14 protein-coding genes are annotated in these 19,536 nt (G+C 55.3%); 10 read left to right on the top strand and 4 right to left on the bottom strand.

Annotation, left to right across the window (positions count from 1 at the left end):
• Nucleotides 1–102: 102 nt before the first annotated feature.
• Nucleotides 103–1,710: a cation:proton antiporter gene (locus Mal52_RS07765; RefSeq protein WP_145375261.1), complete on the bottom strand. Its 1,608-nt coding sequence runs from the start codon at nucleotides 1,708–1,710 to the stop codon at nucleotides 103–105.
• A 491-nt stretch (nucleotides 1,711–2,201) separates the two neighbouring features.
• Here Mal52_RS07765 and Mal52_RS07760 point away from each other — a divergent pair, with 491 nt between their 5' ends.
• The 4 genes from Mal52_RS07760 to Mal52_RS07740 all read left to right on the top strand — a co-directional run bounded on the left by Mal52_RS07760 (nucleotide 2,202) and on the right by Mal52_RS07740 (nucleotide 7,923).
• The gene (locus tag Mal52_RS07760) at nucleotides 2,202–2,735 is read left to right on the top strand and encodes a macro domain-containing protein (RefSeq protein ID WP_231962554.1); all 534 of its coding nucleotides are present in this window, start codon (nucleotides 2,202–2,204) and stop codon (nucleotides 2,733–2,735) included.
• Nucleotides 2,736–2,829: 94 nt separating this feature from the next.
• Complete coding sequence (locus tag Mal52_RS07755; protein WP_145375257.1) at nucleotides 2,830–3,417, top strand: hypothetical protein; 588 nt, start codon at nucleotides 2,830–2,832, stop codon at nucleotides 3,415–3,417.
• Nucleotides 3,418–3,693: 276 nt separating this feature from the next.
• Complete coding sequence (locus Mal52_RS07745; RefSeq protein ID WP_145375253.1) at nucleotides 3,694–4,257, top strand: helix-turn-helix domain-containing protein; 564 nt, start codon at nucleotides 3,694–3,696, stop codon at nucleotides 4,255–4,257.
• A gap of 258 nt (nucleotides 4,258–4,515) precedes the next feature.
• On the top strand, nucleotides 4,516–7,923 hold the full coding sequence (locus Mal52_RS07740; RefSeq protein WP_197534737.1) for a PVC-type heme-binding CxxCH protein: 3,408 nt from the start codon (nucleotides 4,516–4,518) through the stop codon (nucleotides 7,921–7,923).
• A 68-nt stretch (nucleotides 7,924–7,991) separates the two neighbouring features.
• Here Mal52_RS07740 and Mal52_RS07735 read toward each other — a convergent pair whose 3' ends face one another.
• Nucleotides 7,992–9,278: a glucose-1-phosphate adenylyltransferase gene (locus tag Mal52_RS07735; protein ID WP_145375250.1), complete on the bottom strand. Its 1,287-nt coding sequence runs from the start codon at nucleotides 9,276–9,278 to the stop codon at nucleotides 7,992–7,994.
• Nucleotides 9,279–9,847: 569 nt separating this feature from the next.
• Here Mal52_RS07735 and Mal52_RS07730 point away from each other — a divergent pair.
• Nucleotides 9,848–12,304, top strand: a complete 2,457-nt coding sequence (locus tag Mal52_RS07730; RefSeq protein WP_145375248.1) for a hypothetical protein — start codon at nucleotides 9,848–9,850, stop codon at nucleotides 12,302–12,304.
• 132 nt (nucleotides 12,305–12,436) lie between these two features.
• Nucleotides 12,437–12,946, top strand: a complete 510-nt coding sequence (locus tag Mal52_RS07725; RefSeq protein WP_145375246.1) for an STAS domain-containing protein — start codon at nucleotides 12,437–12,439, stop codon at nucleotides 12,944–12,946.
• Nucleotides 12,947–12,964: 18 nt separating this feature from the next.
• On the opposite strand, the gene Mal52_RS07720 is transcribed toward Mal52_RS07725, so the two are convergent.
• Nucleotides 12,965–13,390 carry a peptidylprolyl isomerase gene (locus tag Mal52_RS07720; RefSeq protein ID WP_145375244.1) on the bottom strand — a complete coding sequence of 142 codons (426 nt, stop codon included), beginning with the start codon at nucleotides 13,388–13,390 and terminating at the stop codon, nucleotides 12,965–12,967.
• A gap of 47 nt (nucleotides 13,391–13,437) precedes the next feature.
• The gene (locus Mal52_RS07715; RefSeq protein ID WP_145375242.1) at nucleotides 13,438–14,685 is read right to left on the bottom strand and encodes a sulfatase family protein; all 1,248 of its coding nucleotides are present in this window, start codon (nucleotides 14,683–14,685) and stop codon (nucleotides 13,438–13,440) included.
• Between the two features lie 263 nt (nucleotides 14,686–14,948).
• On the opposite strand from Mal52_RS07715, the gene Mal52_RS07710 reads away from it, so the two are divergent.
• The 4 genes from Mal52_RS07710 to Mal52_RS07695 all read left to right on the top strand — a co-directional run bounded on the left by Mal52_RS07710 (nucleotide 14,949) and on the right by Mal52_RS07695 (nucleotide 19,475).
• Nucleotides 14,949–15,410: a hypothetical protein gene (locus Mal52_RS07710; RefSeq protein ID WP_145375240.1), complete on the top strand. Its 462-nt coding sequence runs from the start codon at nucleotides 14,949–14,951 to the stop codon at nucleotides 15,408–15,410.
• A gap of 8 nt (nucleotides 15,411–15,418) precedes the next feature.
• Nucleotides 15,419–16,417 (top strand): acrylyl-CoA reductase family protein, encoded by a 999-nt coding sequence (locus tag Mal52_RS07705; protein ID WP_145375238.1) that lies wholly within the window; start codon nucleotides 15,419–15,421, stop codon nucleotides 16,415–16,417.
• A 604-nt stretch (nucleotides 16,418–17,021) separates the two neighbouring features.
• Entirely contained in the window at nucleotides 17,022–18,275 is a 1,254-nt protein-coding gene (gene phnA, locus Mal52_RS07700) for a phosphonoacetate hydrolase (protein WP_145375236.1), read from the top strand.
• 189 nt (nucleotides 18,276–18,464) lie between these two features.
• Entirely contained in the window at nucleotides 18,465–19,475 is a 1,011-nt protein-coding gene (locus Mal52_RS07695; RefSeq protein ID WP_145375234.1) for a hypothetical protein, read from the top strand.
• Nucleotides 19,476–19,536 lie beyond the last annotated feature (61 nt).

Here is a 19,536-nt window from a genome sequence, read left to right as displayed (position 1 = left end):
GTTTTAATAGAGTGGCCGGTGGTGAGTGGCCGGTGGCCAGATGTTGGGGGCCGGACGGTCATTACGTTCAACCCTACTCCCTCACGCCTCACCGCTCAAGCCTCACACCTCTTCCGGGGGAGGCGGCGGCGCGCTCTGTTTGCGGGTCAATTGCCATTTGAGCGCGGGTGGGGTGATCATGGTGGTGACCATCACCATCACCACCACGGCAGAGTACGTGCCGTCGTCGATGATCGCTTCGCCGGTACCGGGGGCTTTGAGGCCGCGGCCGATGGAGGCGAAGATCAGACCGACTTCGCCGCGGGGAATCATTCCCAAACCAACAGCGGGACGATTCAGCCCTTTTTCAAGCACGCCGAATGAACAGACCTGTTTGCCGATGATCGCCACAATGGTAATACCGGCTGCCAAGGTCAGGACATCGGTGTTGGCAAAGCTTCGTAAATCGACCTGGATGCCCATTTGCACGAAGAAAATGGGGACAAGCAAAGCGGTCAGTGGTTCCAAAGCTTCTTCGAGTTCGAAGTGTTCCTTCTGGCCAAGCTCTTTGTAATGCGCCCGTTCTAGAATTAACCCAGCCGCAAAAGCCCCGACGATCGGAGCCAGACCAACCACGTTCGCCAGCCACGAGAATCCGAAGCAGATTACCAACGCCGTCGCCACAAGCAGCCCGTGCCCCCGGAGAACACTGGCGAATTTGAAGAGCGGGCGGGTGATCAACATGGTCCCCAACAGCACAGCTCCCCCCAGAAACGCCATCGTCAGGCCGATGGTTTTGCCAAGCGCGGTCGGATCAACGCTGCCATGTTCGATGATTCCGGTCACAACTGCCAAAATCACTAATCCGAGCACGTCGTCAATCACGGCAGCGCCGAGAATGATCTGGCCTTCTTTATCTTGATGCTTCCCTAAGTCCTTGAGCACGCGGGCGGTGATGCCCACGCTGGTGGCGCACAATGTGGCGCCAATAAATAAGTGAGCGTTGCTACCGGCGTCGGGGATGATCATTCTGGAAACGATGTATCCCAACGCGAAGGGGGCGATCACACCCAGCACGGCGACGAACAATGACGATTTGCCGACGGAAAGCATCTGCTTCACGCTGGTTTCAAGACCGACTTCGAACAACAACAGAATCACGCCAACGCGGGCCAGCATGTCGAGCGTCGCGCCGGGTTCCATCCGCTTTGAGACAAACTCGCCGATTTTTTCCTGGGGCCCAAATACCAATTCCCCCATCAATAGTTCGCCGTTGGGTGGTTTGAGGAATTCCAGGACGTCAGAGCCGGTCAGTAGCAAGAAATTTCCCATCAGTACGCCGACGAGCAATTCGCCCAGGACGGCCGGCATTTTGGCCCGTTCGGCGAGATCCCCGCCGACTTTGGCCAAAAACAGGATGATGCAGATTCCGGCCAATAGCGGCGCGACCGGATCGGAGTGCCCCCCGCTGTGGCCTTCTTCGTGACCTTCTTCGTGGTCTTCCGCAGCGCCTTCTGCATGGGCGGCGTCGCCCGCTGCTTGTTCCCCGGCAGCTGGGGGATGGTCTGTAGCGGTTGCCTGCGCCCAGGCGGAATTGAGCCGGCCGCCGGAAATTATCAGAGCGGCGAACAGCAACAGGGCCATCCAGCGCCAAGTCCAGGCGCCACGCCGATTGCGGGGATTGTTGGCCAGTTTCAGTGGTTCGATTGTCTGCGATAGCTTCCCGGACACGAAGCGTTCACTCCTAGCGATGTCTACGGACGTCAAGGCATCCAGCCGCGTCCCCCGCGGTCTTTCGCCGATTCCTGTTGGTCCATGCTTAGCAAATCCAGCGGCCGAAGAAAAGCAACTTGGCAGCGGAAATGGCTGTGTGCGGCGAGTTTGGCAGTGTATACGCTGCCGGGGTGGCGATGGTGGCTAGGACGGGGAATTGCGACCGCGGGTGGTGGGGTGATGGAAATTTCGTGACTTGGTGGGGTGGAGGGGGTAGGATGTCGCGTTCTGCGCACGAAATTCCGAAGGACAAGGCTCATGTCTGCTACGAACCGAGTTTAAGCAGGTAACGTCTAATATAGTGACGAATAATTCCAACACACAGAAAATTTCCACACGCCTCTCAACGAAATCCCTGAAGCATGCCTTTACCCATCGACATTTGGCTAATTCACCCGGAAGCGGAAATGTGCGATGCATTTCGTACGCGGTTTGCGGACTTACCTTGCGTGACGGTGATTGAGACATGGTTTGAGGATCTACCGCCTCATGATTGCTTCGTGACGGCTGCCAATTCTTTTGGAATCATGAACGCTGGTATCGACGCAGCGGTCGTTCGGTTCCACGGTGAAAATTTAATGCAACGAATCCAGAATCGAATCCTGGACGAGTATTTAGGCGAACAGCCGATCGGCACGGCGATGATCGAGCCGACCGGAAAAGTGGGTTATCCGTTCATAGCACACGCACCAACAATGCGGGTGCCTGGATCGATTCAAAACACCGACAAAGTTTATGCGGCAACGTGGGCATCATTGTTGACGGTATACCGACACAATGCCTCTAGCGACGAAAAGATCAACACTGTTGTGTTCCCGGCCATGGGCGCGGGCTTTGGAGGAGTCCCGTATTTGGAGGTCGCACGCCAGATGGCGGTCGCTTACCAACACTATCTGGAACCACCGCACCGGATGGATTGGGAAATGGTTGCCGACCGAAATAAAGCGATTACGTATGATGGTTCCAAACAGGTGGTGCGTTAAAAATGCATATCGTGCAATCGTTCGATCAGTAGAAAAACTTGACCGTAGGCAAGCTCCTGTCTGCCGTGAACTAAATGAAACCAAAGGAAACCCCATGACGGCGACTCAGGCTGAACCGAATTCCGATGCTGCCATCCCGCCAAATACTTCCCCTTGGCGAATTGCCGGTTGGGGAGCCGTCGGTGTGATTGTCATCAGCGTGTCATTGTGTGTGATCCTGGCAGCAATACGCAGCACTGGTTTGACGTCGATCACGGTGACCGCTCTCGACCCGGCAGCTGAACCGCGCGACCATGAGTTGCCGTTCTTCAAGCAAAAGGAAGCTTTGCCGGATTACCGGTTGATCTTGCTTCTCAATCGAGGCGATCAGGTGAGGTTGGGCAGTAAACCGGACACCTCTGCGGCAGACGGATTGACGTGGCAGCTTAGCGACCCGGTCAGTTTAGCCGACATCACTACTGTCCGGCTTGAGGATCAGGACAAACTGTTGTCGGATACATTGGCGGAGGTCGAAGTTCTCGATGATGTCGTCGTCGAACAGGGATATCGTTTCGAGTTCACGTCCCAACGGTCGCTCACCGTCGGCATCCAATCGTTTTTCCGCACTCCCATCGGACAAGCCATCGCCGCGGGCTTTTGTATCGCGGTGGTTTTGATTGTGGCTAGCGTTATATATGCGTGAAACTGCCTTTGGGTGCGTACCTCGCGACAATCAGATTGACAAACGTCAAGCAGGCAATACAATTCAAAATACACATGAGCCGACCGCGACATCCCAGTCAGCACATTGAAGAAGCCGTCCAGTACGCGGAACGAAACGGTTGGATGATTGTGATGTCGCACGGGCATACATGGGGGAGAATGTTTTGCCCGCACAATGAACGAGGCGGCTGCATCGAAAACATTTACTCAACACCGCGCAATGCACAGAACCATGCGCGACGACTGATGCGAGCTGTTGACCGTTGCCCGCACTAAAGGGGGATTTTTGAAAACCTACGAATTCACGTTGTTCATTGATGGCATGACCGAGTCCACGGACGAATTTGCCAATGCGATGTTTGAGGCGGGCTGCGATGATGGGACGTGCGGCTCAAGTTGCGGTCGTGTCTTCATCGCCTTCGATCGAGAAGCGGATTCGTTTCTTGAAGGCGTGCTGTCGGCCATCGCTGACGTGCATCGGGGGGGATACCAAGTGTGGCGGATTGATGAGGCTGACCAAGTCACGCAATCGGACATCGCCCGCCGTCTATCCGTTTCCCGCCAAATGGTGCACCAATATGTCTCGGGCCAACGCGGCCCGGGGGATTTTCCGCCTCCCATGAGCGACACAAAATCGGGCCAGAAGCTGTGGAGTTGGGGAGAAGTCGCAACATGGCTTCACGGTAATAACTTCCTGGATGAGGAAATGTTGGAGCAATCGTCAATCATCAACGTCATCAATTCCTTTCTATCGATTCGACGAGAAGAGGGCTTAAAACCACAATTGGTGAAAACAATCCGCAAAGCAGTGCTCTCCTAACGTGACATTCCTGGTCAGGACTCACCAGTAAATCCAGCGGAATAAGAACTCAAACCAAGTCAACCACCCCAATTTGTCCCGCCTACCGCCTACTGCCACCCCCCAAAAAAGGCCGCATTGCTTGAAAATGGGGTCTGCGAGTAAGATGCGGGGCATTGAATGGTGCGGCCGTTGCCGGTCTCTTCATTCTGTTGTGCCCTCCACCGCCGAAACGTGTGCGGTGCTCTTCCTAATTCATGCTTCGTAGATCGCCGATCCATGCCGAGACTTGCCTCGCGATGCCATTTGCTTTTTCTCGCCGTTACTGCTTTCCTGCCCGCTGCATTACCGGCCGACGAACCGGTTTCGTTGACGGTTCCTGAAGGGTTTACGGCCACGCTGTTTGCCGATGACGATTTGGCGCACGATGTGTTCTCGATGACGTTCGATTCGCAGGGGCGGTTGGTCGTTTCGGGACGCGGGTATGTCAAACGGTTGATCGACAGTGACGGGGACGGCCGAGCGGATGAAGCTCAGCAGTTTGTTGACGGTCCCGAGAGTGGCGCGCAGGGGATGTATTTTCATGGCGATGATTTGTTGTGCGTCGATGCGAAAGGCTTATTGCGTTATCGCGATCGAGATGCTGACGGAGTCGCCGACGGACCGCCGGATCGGTTTTTGAAGACGGAAGTCGGCGGCGAACACGGTCCGCACGCGATTCGCAAAGGCCCCGATGGTTGGTGGTATCTGATTGCCGGCAATATGAGCGGAGTGAACGACGAATATGTGACGTTACCCCGTTCGCCGGTGAAACATCCACGGGCGGGTGTGGTGATGCGACTCAAGCCAAATCTGACGGGCGGCGAGGTGTTCGCCGATGGTTTTCGCAATGCTTATGACTTTGACTTCAACGAAGCTGGAGATCTGTTCACCTTCGACAGCGACGGCGAACGCGAGGTTTCGCTCCCTTGGTATCGGCCGACGCGGGTCTTTCATGTTGTGCCGGGAGGCGATGCGGGTTGGGTCAGCCGGAATTGGAAATTTCCCGATTATTTTCTGGACATGCCGCCCGTGGTGGGAGCATTCGGCCGGGGTTCGCCCTCGGGTGTGGTCTCTTATCGCCACACGCAGTTCCCGGAACAGTATCGCGGTGCGTTGTTCGTCGAGGATTGGACCTTCGGACGGGTGATCGCCATGCCGCTAGCGCCTGAAGGCTCGACCTATTCCAGCGAGCCGGTGGAGTTTATTACGGGTAAAGGAGAATTTGGTTTCGCGCCGACTGATATCGAAGTGGGCCCCGACGGCAGTCTGTACGTCAGCGTGGGTGGACGAGGGACGCGGGGCGGGGTTTATCGGATTCAATATGACGGCGACGAACCGAAACCGGAGACAGCGACGGCGGAAGGTGATGCTCAACCTGATGCGGAGACCACGGCAGAGCCAAGCGACGAAGTCGCTGCGGACCAAGAAGCCACTGCGGATCAAAAGGAACTGCTGACCTGTTTGGATGCGCCGCAGCCACTGAGCAGTTGGTCGCGCAAGGCGTGGATGCCGGTGGCGGAGAAATTGGGGGTGGGACCGTTTGAGAAAGCGGTGCTCGACACGCAGTTGTCCGACGCGCAGCGGATTCGCGCGGTGCAGATTTTGACGGAAGTCTACACCGGAATTTCCGGGGAATTGGCGAGCGAGGCTGCGACGACTGCGTCGCCCGCGGTCCGCGCTGCCGTGGCTTGGTCGTTGGGTCGCAAGCCGGATGCGGAATTGGATGCGGAGGTACTGCAGGTCTACTTGATCGATCCCGACGCCACCGTGCGGCGGTTTGCGGTGGAGTCGTTTGCCAGCGGAGCCGGTGCTGCGAACTCCGGGGAACTGTTGCCGGCGATGTCGTTATCGCTGGTGGACCGGGATCGGTTTGTACGGCACGCGGCAATGCGGGCTGTGGGTGAGTTGGACGACGCCACATTTCGCGCGCTGGGAAAAGCGGTCCCGCAATTGGGTTGGTCGGGCATTATTTCTAACACGGCCGGCTTTTTGTTTCGCCGCGATCCCGCGCAAACTCGGATTAGTCTCTATGCGGTTCGGGCGGCTCAGTTGGCGCTCAAAGGCGATCATCCTGCTGAATTAAAAATCCGCGCGACACGGCTGATGCAACTCGGTTTGGGAGGATTGGCGCAACGTCGCGGCGTGCCGGCAGCGATGTCGGGTTATACCGCTGCTGAGGATATCGAGCCGCTGGAACGTCAACTCGACGATGCCCGCACGGTGTTGGCCGATCTGTTTCCCACGGGAGACAAAGTGCTGGACCACGAGTTGGGCCGCTTGATTGCTGTTTTGACTTCTTACAATCCCGACGTGCTCAACAAAGTGCTCGCCCAGATTACGGACGAATCGAGCCCGACGGATGATATTCATCATTTGCTCATCGCCGGCCGGATTCCGGTCGCGCGAAACTCCACGCAGCGGGCGGCCATTGCCAAGGCGCTGGTGGAGATTGAACCCAAGATGACCGCACGCGATTGGAAGGAAGATACAAACTGGACCGATCGGATTCGCGAGATGTATCTGCAATTGGTGGAACTCGATACGGAATTGCCGGCGGTGTTGATCGAGCAGGAAAAATTTGGGCATCCGGGACACATGGTGTTCATGAATGGTCTGAGCAAAAAGGAAATTCCGCGGGCGGTCGAGCGGTTGTTGCAAGCTGTCAAAGCGGATGAGAATTATGCCTGGAACAACGATGTCGTCTTTGCCATTGCGAATGTGATGAACGATGAAACGCGGAGTTACCTGCGGGAGTTGTACGAACAGATGTCGCTCAGCGAAGCGGTGACGATCGCCTTGTCGCAAGATCCACAGGCCGAAGATCGTTCGAAGTTTCTGATCGGATTGGAGTCACCGCAATTTGAGGTGATCAGTTCGTCGCTGGCCGCCTTGGGGCAATTGCCGGCGGATCTCTCAGCCGATGAAGTGGTCCCCTTGGTGCGAGTGCTGCGACGCTTGCAGGGGACGAAGCAGGACTATCGTCTGCGAGAACGAGCGATCCGGTTGCTGCGGCGTGATACCAAGCAGGACTTTGGTTTTGCATTTGGTGATAGCGGTGCGATCCCTCAACAGGAGGTGATCGATCAATGGACGCAATGGGCGGCCAATACCTTTCCCGATCGCGCTGCCGAATTGACCGGCGGCAACGAAGAAGATGCGGAGCAACTTCGCCAGCGTCTAGCGGCGGTGGATTGGGAGGCGGGGGATGCCACCCGCGGTGCCGAGATTTTTAAAGCACGTTCCTGCAGCCAATGCCACAGCGGAGCTAAATCGGTTGGTCCCGACTTGGCAGGTGTGGCGCGGCGTTTTTCCCGCGACGACTTGTTTGTGGCGATCGCACAACCCAATCGTGACGTGTCGTCCCGCTATCAGACGACTGTGGTGGAGACTAAGTCCGGCAAACTCTTCACCGGATTGGTCGTCTACCATTCCGTGGATGGCGTCACGCTGCGGAACGGTCTGAATCAGACGTATCGGATCGAAGCGACGGATATCGAATCGCAACGTCTGGTGAATACCTCGCTGATGCCTGCGGGGCTGCTTAAGGATTTGCAGCCGGAGGAATTGGCGGATTTGTACCGGTATCTGCAAAGCCTGGGACAACCACGGGTTGAAGCAACGGCGGCCACGGAAGAGCAGGACTAGCCGAGAGAATTCCGGCGCACGACAACGTCGTAGACTTTTTAGTGGCGAAACGCAAAATCGTGTTCCTGCTACGGCTCTAGTTTCCAGCCGTCAGCCAGGACGGAGTCTTTCGCACAGACGACGATGCCGTCGCAGATCGTGACATTGTCGCACTCTTTTTGTTGAGTGGCGGAGTCGTTGATAATGCGGACGTCGCTGCCGATGCGGCAGTTTTTGTCGATGATCGCCCCTTGAATGACGCTTCGTTCGCCGATCCCGACAGCGGGAGTGGACGACGATTTATGCTGCAATTCTTCGTCAGATTCATAGTAGTCCGCACCGATGATTACGGAATCGCGGATTGTCACATCCCGTCCGATACGGCAACGAACGCCGACGACGGAATTTTCGATGACTGTCCCCGCGCCGATCGTGCATCCGTCGGCAATCAAGCTGTCTTTGACCATTGCGCCCGCCATTCGTGTGGGGGGCAGGTACCGCGGCCGGGTATAAATGCGGAATTCTTCGGTGTCCAGCGCCATGGGCGGGTTTTCGGAAACGAGATCCAAGTTGGCTTTCATGAAGGAGCGAATCGTTCCAACATCTTCCCAATACCCGTCAAACAGATGGGATTGTACGTGGTGGCTGGCGATCGAACTGGGAAAGACCTCTTTGCCGAAATCGGTATGTTCGTAGCGCGTCAGCAAGTCGACGAGGACGTCGCGGCGGAAAAGATAGATGCCCATGCTGGCGAGATGCTCGCGTCCGCGCGGTTCTAATCCGCGGCTGCGCAACCATTCCGGTGACGTGCGGTAATGATTGATATCTTCTTCGGTTTGAGGTTTCTCGGCGAATTCGACGACGCGGCCGTTTTCATCCAACTTGACCACTCCAAAGCCGCTCACATCCTCCCGCGGTACCGGCAACGTGCCAATCGTCACATCGGCATCGTTCTCCATGTGCGTTTTGAACATGTCGCGGTAATCCATGCGGTACAACTGATCGCCGGAGAGAATGAGCACATATTCGATCCCCCGCTGTTGGATATATCGCAGGTTTTGCCGGACAGCGTCGGCGGTTCCTTGATACCAATCAGTGCTATCTAAGGTTTGCTGCGCGGCCAGCGCTTCGACAAAACCAGCGGCGAACGTATCGAATTTGTAGGTCGAGGTGATATGGCGGTGCAGACTCACGCTGAGGAATTGCGTGAGGATATAAACCTGATTCAAACCGCTGTTGAGGCAATTGGAGATCGGAATATCGATCAGGCGATATTTCGCAGCGAAGGGGACCGCCGGTTTGGAGCGATATTTGGTCAGAGGAAACAGTCGCGTACCACGGCCACCGCCGAGAATTAAGGAGATGATATTTTTCATCAAGGGGTCTCAAATTTGAAGGGCTTTGTTGTTGCCGGCTGATCCATTTGTCGCTGCACCGGCGGACACGACTCCCGACCTCGCGCTCTAACAGATTAAGGCATTCTGACGCTGAATCCCCCTCGTTGTGACGTCTTAGGCTCCGTTCGAGGCCTTGACCGACCGCGTGTATCCGTGTGCTCAATTACCATTTTTTTACCAGATTTTTATGCCGGTCGATACGCCGTCGAGGAATTCAATTTGCGGTGCAGGAGCGATCCGTCCTGAAGAATCGTCAATAGCCGCCTATTTTCACTCAAAATCTCACCAGAATTTCTCTGTTGATTCACCAAGCCTGCAGCTGTGATCACGACTGAATGGGGGGTTGGATTTCGGCAGGTTTTGCCCGGAGCGGTCACGCTGTGCAGGGCGGATCGCGTGGTTTATGATGGTGCCCCCTGTTTAATCGACCAATCCAGTGCCAACATCCCGCCCGACCTCGATTTTGCCAACAATCAGGCGGAATTTTGCGTAGACAGTTTGAATACCCGACCCGATTCGAACGGTGATCTAAAGTTAGGAATCAAGTGATGTTTTCACGATTGTTGTTTTCGCTGTTCGTTACGTCAGTTACGCTTGGCAGCTATGCGGATCGCGTAGCGGGCAGTGAATCCCAGTTGCCCGAATTGTTGCCTCGCGCCAAGCGGGTTCTCATTGCAACCGCTCTGGAGACAGCAGATCTGCGGGAGGCAGGCAGCGTGAAGGTCGCGATCGACCGCGCCTTGCGGGGTCGGGGACGAAAAGAGGAAACGGTCGTCGTGGGGCATGACGGGGCGTTGACCACTGTGCAGTTTGACGAAGGGCAACAATATCTGATTTTGTTGCAACCGAGCCTCGATAACGCAGCGGGATGGACTTACGTCGGCAGTTCAGTGCTGCCCTACCAATCAGGTGAGGTGGTCCTGCCGGCTGAGGACGACCAACCGGCCGACACGGTTCAACTGTCCGACTTGATCGGATTCGTCGACCGCTATCCCACCTCCCCAGATGCCATGCTTGCCAACCGGACTTCGCTGAATGGCCGTTGGGTCGCAATGGTTTCGCTCCAAGGGCGCGACATTCCCTTTTGGATCCTGGACATCAGAGACGAAGATGGCATGGTGTCGGCCGAAGTGGTGGATTTCAACAATCAAAATGAGTCAGTGCGTGTCGAATCCATCGCAGTCGACGACGGAATCTTAACTCTCCGAGTCGTGCTGGTGCCTGTCAATTCCTCCATTGAACACACCTATGTCTTTACAGGGCAACTGCGAGACGGAACTGTGATCGGGAATTTCATTGCCGATAAAAATGCGGCCCGTCCCGGCAAGTTGCGAGCGACGGCAGCCAAATCGATGGCCCAAACCGGCGGAGTGAAACCCTCCTTGGGACTGAAGGAATTTAGCGATGCAACCATCGCCGAAGACGAATTTGCCGCGAATAAACAATTCACCAAGGATTTTCCAGAGAGTCCACTGGCGATGGACACTTTTATGCGGATGATGAAATCAGAAACCGGCCGGGGTTTGGAGGAGGCAGAAATCAGCGAACTGGCGGATTCGCTCATCGAAAACTCCGCATACTGGGGGGAACGGATGCGTCAGCAAGCGGTCGTCGAAGCGGGCGTCGCAATTGCCGAATACAAGAAACACCCCCAACTGGCCTTAAAACACCTTCTTGAAGCTGAAAAGTTTTTGTCCGACACGTCGCCGCAGACATGGACGATCTTGGTTCCGTTTCATACGGCAATGATGTACCAAGAAATTGGCGAGACTGATGAAGCGTTGCAGCGAATGATCGCTTTTCATAAAGCGCATCCCTTTGAACCGCTGGGCGCTTACTACGCCGCTGAGATGCTGGAGTCCCGCGGTGATTTTGCCGGCGCTCTTGAGATCTATTCGGAACTGGCCTGTTTGCCCAACATGAAGCAAAGCTTGGATCAAACTTTTGAAGGGCGGCCAGGTTATACGCCGGTGACAAAAAAATTGAAGGAGTTATGGGAGAAACATGGCGAAAATGCCGGTGATCAAGGCGCGTTTATCCAACATATCCTCAAGTCCTACCGCAATGGCATTCGTAGTTTTGTGACCGACCAAATGGAGCCACGGCCAACAAAACCAGGGACTCAAAACCGCGTTGTGTTGTTGGAATATTTCACCACGGCCGACGCCCCTCTCGGCGTGGGGATTGATGTGGCGGTGTCGGGATTGACGCACGCTTTTGGCCCGTCGGAACTTGTGGCCCTACGTTACCATTTACCCACCGAAGAGCCCGATCCCATGGCTGGTCCGCCGTGTAAGGATCGACTCAGCTATTACAACTCACGGGTCGTCCCATCGATGTTCATAGATGGCAAACAGATCTATGTAGAGCCTGGACGTCTGTCGCACTCTGCGACAATCTATGAAAACATCCGAAACTTTGTGGAACCGCTCTTGGCAGAGACCGTCGACATTGAGCTAAAACTCAACACCAAGGTCGAAGCAGATCGGATGAAGATTGATGTCGAGGCTTTGTCCAATTCAAAATTTGGAGACGACATCCGATTGCGGTTGGTATTGGTGGAGGAAGAGGTCGCAGTCGAGACACCCAGCGGTGTGCTGTTGCATGAAAATCTCGTGCGTATCATGCCGGGCGGAGCTGAGGGCATTGCTCCCCAAGATGGAAAATTGGCATTTCAAACAGAGCTCTTGCTGGAAGACTACCGTCAACAATTGCTTGACGAACTGCAAGAGTACGAAGAGATGCGTAGCAATCTGCTTGGAAAAGAATTCAAGTATGGGATTTATCCCATCGGACCGGTGAGACTGAAACTCGCTGCTTTTGTGCAGAACAACAAGACCAAAGAGGTACTGCAGTCCGCCATCGTCGATCTAGAATATCTGGATGAGATCGAGGAACCGGCCAACGAAGAAGAACCAGCCAAGGAAGAAAAACCGGGGGACGAAGCAAAACCTGCTGAGGAGCCCCAACCGGCCGCGGCCGATGCCACTCAGGAGAAGGAGTAAGGTTTCCTGCTACCGGTCGGATTTGCCGAAAATTCCAGGGAAGTTCGTACAAATCACCTTGGCCGGTTCCTGAAATTTTGTCATGATGTCAGGCACAGCAATGATTGCTCGTGTTCCTGGAGATACCTGATCATGGCAGACCCCTCGACTTTGACGGTAGCGCGATCAGATGCTGGCTACGTCGTGTTTCTAGAGGGTCGGGCGACGATGAATGAAGGCCCTGCCTTTCACACGTTCGTAACGCAACTACTCGATCACGCGGAAGAACCCGCATTGGTCGTCTGCGCCGATGGCTGCGAATACATGGACAGTACGTTTTTGGGCGGCCTGATTTCGCTGCACAAAAAGTATTCTCTGTCGGAGCGGCCGCGATTCATCGTCGCTGCATCGCGAGAATCGCGCGCTCGGTTACTGGTCTCGGCGCGATTGGATTTGATTCTCAAACTGACCGACCGCGCGCCGGAATGTTCAGGAAACCGCTCGCCCATCCCCACGCCTCCGGTCAATTCACGCGACTTCACCCAGCACGCCATCGAATGCCACCGCCTGTTGGCCGAAATCGGCGGCCCGCAGGCGGCGGTGTTTCAACTGGTCGCCGACCAATTGTCCAAAGAATTGGCCGACGAGGATTTGGCGGAATAATCGGTTTCACAACCGGGACTAGGCGACGGAGACCTTCTCCATTTTGTCCCCTTGTTCGATCGAGTTCACAACATCCTGCCCCTCTGTCACGCGACCGAAGACAGAGTGCTTGCCATCCAACCAAGATGTCTCGACGTGAGTGATGAAGAACTGTGAACCGTTCGTATTCGGACCGGCATTGGCCATCGACAGGACACCGGGACCATCGTGTTTGAGGTCGGGGTGGAATTCATCGTCGAATTTGTAACCGGCATCGCCGGTACCTGTGCCTTGCGGACACCCGGTTTGGATCATGAAATCTTCGATCACACGATGGAATTTCAAACCGTCGTAGAACCCTTCGCCTGCGAGTTTTTCAAAGTTAGCAACGGTGTTGGGAACCTTGTCGTCGTACAGTTCCAACGTGATGGTGCCTTTGTTTGTGACGATGGTCGCGGTCTTCATGAGTCTTCCCTTGTGAGGATAAGTTCTAGTGTAGTGGTTCGTTGCCCTTATTGGGCCGCCCACCAATCATTGATGTTCGCAGTCAGTTCGCGAACTTTGTCAGCGTGTTCCGCCGCGAGATTTTTTGTCTCATGCGGATCGGCATCTAGATCGTAGAGTTCCACCCCAGCGGACTTGTCCGCGGGAACGATCAATTTCCAATGCCCCTGAATGACCCAACGGTATAGCAAACTCGCGCGGGGGCTGTCGATGTCGGCGATGTCGTGAGCGAAGATTTCACCGTGAATCGCAGTTCTTTGGGTCGGATGACCCGTTGCGACTGAGACCAAATCAATTCCCGGCATAGACGCCGGCGGATCGATGCCACACGCCTTGAGGATCGTGGGCGCCAAGTCAATGCTGCTGGCCAAGGTCGTATTTTCACCGGGAGCGATTTTTCCCGGCCAACGCAACATGATCGGCGTGCGAATTCCCCCATCGTACTGGGAGCGTTTGCTTTTGGGAGCGTAGCGCCGTGAATCGGTGCTCTGGATCCAACCGTTATCGGTGACGAAAACGACCAGCGTGTCGTCGGCAAGATTGTTCTTGTCGAGAAAATCCAACAGCTCTCCGCAAGTTTCATCGAACCATTCACACATGGCAAAATAACGAGCCACGTGGATGGAGCGGCCCGGTTTTTCGTATTTCTTGAGCAGCCTCTCGGGAGGATTGTGGGGGCTGTGCGGCAGGAATGGGGCGTACCAGAGAAAAAATGGTTCGTCCTTCGAATCGCGAATGAAATCAAATATCGGCTCCATCCCCTGCCGGCCGATTTTTAGCCCATCATCGCCGTGTCGCCCACCATGTTTGGGGTCGCCATGCGTCATACCGGCGGTGAAACCTCCCAGCCGGTAATTGCCTTCCCACCACTTGCCGCTTTGGTGGCTACGGTAGCCTTGTTCTCCCAACAGTCGCGGCAATGTGGGGGCGCTTTGAATATGCTTGAGCATCAATTGGCGATCGGTCCCTTTGGGGGGATCGTTGCCGGAGATTTTATGTTGATGCGGATACAGCCCGGTGATCATTGTCGCCAGTGAAGGCCGGCATAAACTGGCGGGGACGTAACCCCGAGTGAAGACCGCACTTTCGCGCGCCAGTCGGTCCAAATGGGGCGTTTTGATGTCCCGGTGCCCCATGAATCCAAAATCGGTCCAGGCCTGATCATCAGAGATGATCATCACGACATTGGGCGGTTTAGCCTGGGCAATAACCGGTAATGCAAATAGGGCGAGCAAGCACAGGGCGAGTGGTTTCATCGAGAATCTCCGCAATAAATGGGTCTTAGTGCATGCTAACGAGTCGCTGAAGTGATTGCGACCGATGTGGTGGTGGGGTACAACGATGGGGGGGTGAGTGGTTAGTGGCCGGTGGCCGGTGGCCAGTTTGAGTAGGCAGTAGGCAGTAGGCAGTATGGGGGGGACCGTTGGTTTTGTGTGTGGTTGATTCGTGTATGAGACCCTGATTATGGTGTTGATTGATGTCTGTTTGCTTGGCGTTTGGCATTTGAGGTCCGTGAATTATGAATCATCTTCTTGTGGACAATCAGGGAAAACGTCGTTGGTTTCACATTACGTTTGATGAAACTGTTGGTGCTGTGATTGCCAGCGCTTTCGTCATGGGTTGCGTCGCCATTTTTGGACTCGCTTTGATGCCGATTGGTGTCTTAGATTCGGTGACGAGCAACGCTGGCAATTATTCATACGCTGATTGGGAAGACTGCCCTTCGGAGATCAACGAGGGGATTGGTGAGCCGACGCAGTGCCGCAGTGGACTTGCTTATTATTACTTGTTTTCGTACGACGTTGTCCAAACTCGCAACATCTACGAAGATGGGTTCATCAAACACAAGGGACGGCTGCTTGCCAGTCACGTGCATTGGGTGCCCTTTGTCTTATGTTACCTTGTGATTGCTCTGTTCATCGCGAGCGTTTACGAACGTCGTCATCGCCGGAAAGCACGAGAAGAAAACATCAAAAAGTGAGCTTAAATATGTCGACCGAACCATTTGCCTGTTATCTTGTGGAAAAAGACGAAGATGGCACCGTCCGTGCCGGGATGACGCGGCGGCCGTTGGCGGCTTTGCCGGAGGGGGAGGTGTTGATCCGTGTGCAGTGGTCCTCTTTGAATTTCAAAGATGGGCTGGCAGCGACGGGGCAGCCGGGGGTGGCGAAGAAATATCCGCACGTGCCGGGGATTGATGCGGCCGGGACGGTCGCCGAAAGCAGCCATGCCGATTTTCAGGCCGGACAATCGGTAATTGTCACCGGCTATGACCTGGGCGCCGGCCAATGGGGCGGCTGGTCGGAATACATTCGCGTGCCGGCCGAATGGGTGATTCCCTTGCCGGACGGACTCACGTTGGAGTCGGCAATGCACTACGGCACGGCGGGGTTCACCGCGGCGATGTCGGTACAAGCGATCGTGGATCACGGTATCGAACCGGCGGGCGGAAAGATTGTGGTCACCGGAGCGACCGGCGGCGTGGGCTGCATTGCTGTGATGCTGCTGGCCCAACTGGGCTATCAGGTCATCGCTGTGACCGGCAAAGAAAGCATGCACGCGCAGCTTAAGGAATTTGGTGCCACCGATGTCGTCGGTCGGGATGAGATCTTGGATGACAGTTCGCGGCCGCTGTTGTCCGCACGTTGGGCGGGGGCGGTCGATTGTGTCGGCGGCGACATGCTGACATCGATCCTGCGAGCGACCGACCTGCGCGGCTGCGTGACCTGTTGCGGTTTGGTGGCGGGGCCGAAATTGAACATGACCGTGTTTCCATTCATCCTCCGCGGAGCGGTGTTGGTGGGGATCGACTCGGGATGGTATCCGCGCGATTTGCGTTTGAAGTTGTGGGAAAAACTCGGCGGCGCATGGCGGTTGGACAAGCTAGCGGACTTCACCGAGACAGTGCCATTGGCCGACATCGAGCCTTCGGTGCAAAAGATCTTACGCGGCGAAGTCGCTGGACGAACGTTGGTGTCGGTGGAGTAATGAAAGAAGAACCACGAAAGACGCGAATGACACGAAAAATGAATGGTGGAACGTTGTAAATCTCATACATAGAACCGGGTGGCTGGGGACGGACGCAGTCCGCCCCCAGTGAATTGGGCGTAGGGATGCCAAACGACCTGGGGGCGAGCTTGGGCTCGTCCCCAGCCACCCTGAGCCCTGAGCCTGCAACGGCCGGTACAACTGGCCCTACGATCATGTGGAAGATTGACGACATTTTTGACCAATCGATGGGATAACTGAGAATGAAAAGTGTTAGTGCAGCGATCTTGGTGCTATCCAGTTGTATTTTGATTTCCTTTAGCGAATTGCCAAATGGAAATCCCATGGTCCCCCTTGAAAGGCCGTGGGTATGTTTCGCTGGGTGCGCCTTAGGGCTGATTGGGATGTTTGCCTGGACCAGAGCTTTTCTTTTTGAAAAAAGCTGAACTTCAACTTAGAGCACAATCTGGCTTGGGAATTGGGAGGCGTGGATTGTCTTGATCGGTGGGGGGCGTTACGGTGTTGGTTTGTGTTTGAGATTTGATTCTGGTGGTGCATCGCCACTGGAAAATGCTTGTGATTGAATGGAAAACGATTAGGACACATGACCACATTCGGCGACATCTCCACCCAAGAATTTACCATCAATGACCGCACCTATCGTCCGCCTGCGCGGCCGATTGTGGTGATTTGTATCGATGGCTGTGCGGACGAATATCTCAGCATCTCGATCGCCAAAGGCCGCATGCCAAACGTGGCGCGAATTGCTGGTGAGGGATATCGCGGGCTGGTGCGCGGGGCGTTGCCGTCGTTTACGAACGTGAATAATTCATCGATCTGCACTGGCGTCGCTCCAGCGGTGCATGGGATTTGCGGCAACTTCTTCCTCGATCCCGATACGGGTGAAGAGGTGATGATGAATTCGGCCAAATATCTACGGGCCGAAACGATTCTGGCTGCTGCGGCCAATGCGGGACGCAAGGTTGCGATGGTCACGGCCAAAGAGAAACTGCGGGATATTTTGTCGCACAACTTAACGGGCATCGCTTTTTCGGCGGAGAAGGCAAACGAAGCCCAGCTGTCCACGCACGGTATCGACGACGTCGAAGAACTGGTCGGTGCCCCCACGCCGGAGATTTATAGCGGCGACGCCAGTTTATATGTGCTCCAAGCGGGAGCCGCATTGGTCGAACAGGGACGGGCCGATTTTTTGTATCTGTCACTGACTGACTTTATGCAACACAAGTTTGATCCCTGGCAAGAAGAATCATTGGAGTTCCATGCGGGGATCGACCGCGAGATCGGACGACTGCTTGATGCCGGTGCGATCGTGGCGGCAACCGCCGATCATGGTATGAACGCCAAACAAACTGCAGACGGCAGTCCGAATGTGATTTACCTTGAACCGCTGTTGGCCGAAGAATTCGACGCAAACATCAAGGTCATTCTGCCGATCACCGATCCCTACGTCGCGCATCACGGGGCGTTGGGGTCGTTGGCTATGGTGCACCTGCCCGATTCGGTGCGGACCGATCCAGTAATTTCTCGGCTGATGGAAATCGAGGGGATTACGGAAGTCCATTGCCGAGCTTCGGCGGTCCGTAAACTGGAACTGGCCCCCGATCGGATCGGCGACTTGGTCGTGCTGTCGGGCCGCGACGTTGTGTTGGGTCGGTCCCCGGAGCACCATGATCTCAAAGCCGTTGCCAGTGGACTCCGCTCGCATGGCGGACGATACGAGGAGATGGTCCCGCTGCTGGTCTCGGAACCATTGAACGATGCGTACTGCCGCAAGGCGAGTGGCGATCCGCGAAATTTCGACGTATTCGATTTCGCCGTCAATGGGACAAAGCCGTGAGGCTTGCGAGGACAGGCCTGAGGAGTCGTTCGTGCCGCCCAATACCTGACGATGAAATTCTGGTGAAACCCGCCCGAGCCTAGATACGCAGGCTGCGTGGGCTGTTACAATCGTGGCTTGCCGGTTTAATGTCCGGTGTGTGACTTTTTTTACGCTGTTAAGAGTTTGCAAGCGAGGAACTTGGGATCGATGAGCACGCGACTTATTCGAATGAGCAGCTGGATCTTGCCGGTAATGGTGCTGACCTTGGGCGGGGCGATAACGAGCGTTGCTGCGCCGCCTTCGGAAATCAAGATCGATGGCAAATTTCTCGACTGGGCCAAATTGCCCAAATACACGGATCCAGCGTATGACTCACACGATACCGATGGAGAAACCAAAGACTACAAACCCAAGACGGTGCGGAATCCCGGGGCGGATTTGATCGAGTTCAAATTCACGCACGATGCGGAGAATCTCTACGCTTATTTTAAAACGACAGGAAAATTCGGCCGGACGCAGCGCGGCGCGACCGGACCGGTCAACACACGCCGCCGTCGCAGGCGCGGGAGGGGCAAAGCCCCGAAGGTACGCGTTGCCGGGCGGTTTTATGCCATCTTGACCATCGACGTCGATAACAACGACGAAACCGGATATTGGCTACACGAGGGGGGCTACTATCCCACCTCGCGAGGCTACGACGTGAATTGCGAAGTGGAATGGTACAACGGCGAATTCAATGCGGCGCCCTATTTGAATCACTGCTGCCTCGACGATGCCGAGTTGCAAGAAGCATTTTTGGAGCAATCGTCGGGGAAATACGTGAAGGGCAAGGATGGTCCCTACCCTGCGGGATTCATGCGGCTGAAACCGGGTACCTACAAAAAATACACGCAGTGGGTCTACCACAAGGACGACACGATTACCTTTGTGCTCGATAAAGGACCGATCGTGCATGGGATAGTGACCGGAGCGATTTCTAGAGACGAGCATGAAGCCGAGATCTGTTTTCCAATGAAAGGATTTCTGGTCGACGAAAATGGCAAGCCGATCGTTGAGTTGGGCAAGACGCTCGATATTTCCTTCTCCTTGGAAACTAGCGGAGAGTTAGGACCGGATGGCGAATGGTCCTCCGACACCGCTGATCCGATTGAAGGTTACGTACTCGAGCCGGCCACAGAAGCAGCAGACGAATCAACTGCCGAATCGAAGGCGGAATAGTTTTACTGAGTGGTAAGATTTCAATATTTTTTTATACGGTGCGCGTGAATCCTGTACCGTC

The organism is Symmachiella dynata (assembly GCF_007747995.1).
Taxonomy (GTDB): Bacteria; Planctomycetota; Planctomycetia; order Planctomycetales; family Planctomycetaceae; genus Symmachiella; species Symmachiella dynata.
This window is presented reverse-complemented; position numbering and strand designations above follow the sequence as displayed.

Bases quoted from the DNA above. Each gene is read 5' to 3' on its own strand.
- Mal52_RS07755 (WP_145375257.1), top strand. From the start codon at position 2,830: ATGACGGCGACTCAGGCTGAACCGAATTCCGATGCTGCCATCCCGCCA.
- Mal52_RS07740 (WP_197534737.1), top strand. From the start codon at position 4,516: ATGCCGAGACTTGCCTCGCGATGCCATTTGCTTTTTCTCGCCGTTACT.
- Mal52_RS07735 (WP_145375250.1), bottom strand. From the start codon at position 9,278: ATGAAAAATATCATCTCCTTAATTCTCGGCGGTGGCCGTGGTACGCGA.
- Mal52_RS07730 (WP_145375248.1), top strand. From the start codon at position 9,848: ATGTTTTCACGATTGTTGTTTTCGCTGTTCGTTACGTCAGTTACGCTT.
- Mal52_RS07725 (WP_145375246.1), top strand. From the start codon at position 12,437: ATGGCAGACCCCTCGACTTTGACGGTAGCGCGATCAGATGCTGGCTAC.
- Mal52_RS07720 (WP_145375244.1), bottom strand. From the start codon at position 13,390: ATGAAGACCGCGACCATCGTCACAAACAAAGGCACCATCACGTTGGAA.
- Mal52_RS07715 (WP_145375242.1), bottom strand. From the start codon at position 14,685: ATGAAACCACTCGCCCTGTGCTTGCTCGCCCTATTTGCATTACCGGTT.
- Mal52_RS07710 (WP_145375240.1), top strand. From the start codon at position 14,949: ATGAATCATCTTCTTGTGGACAATCAGGGAAAACGTCGTTGGTTTCAC.
- Mal52_RS07705 (WP_145375238.1), top strand. From the start codon at position 15,419: ATGTCGACCGAACCATTTGCCTGTTATCTTGTGGAAAAAGACGAAGAT.
- phnA (WP_145375236.1), top strand. From the start codon at position 17,022: ATGACCACATTCGGCGACATCTCCACCCAAGAATTTACCATCAATGAC.
- Mal52_RS07695 (WP_145375234.1), top strand. From the start codon at position 18,465: ATGAGCACGCGACTTATTCGAATGAGCAGCTGGATCTTGCCGGTAATG.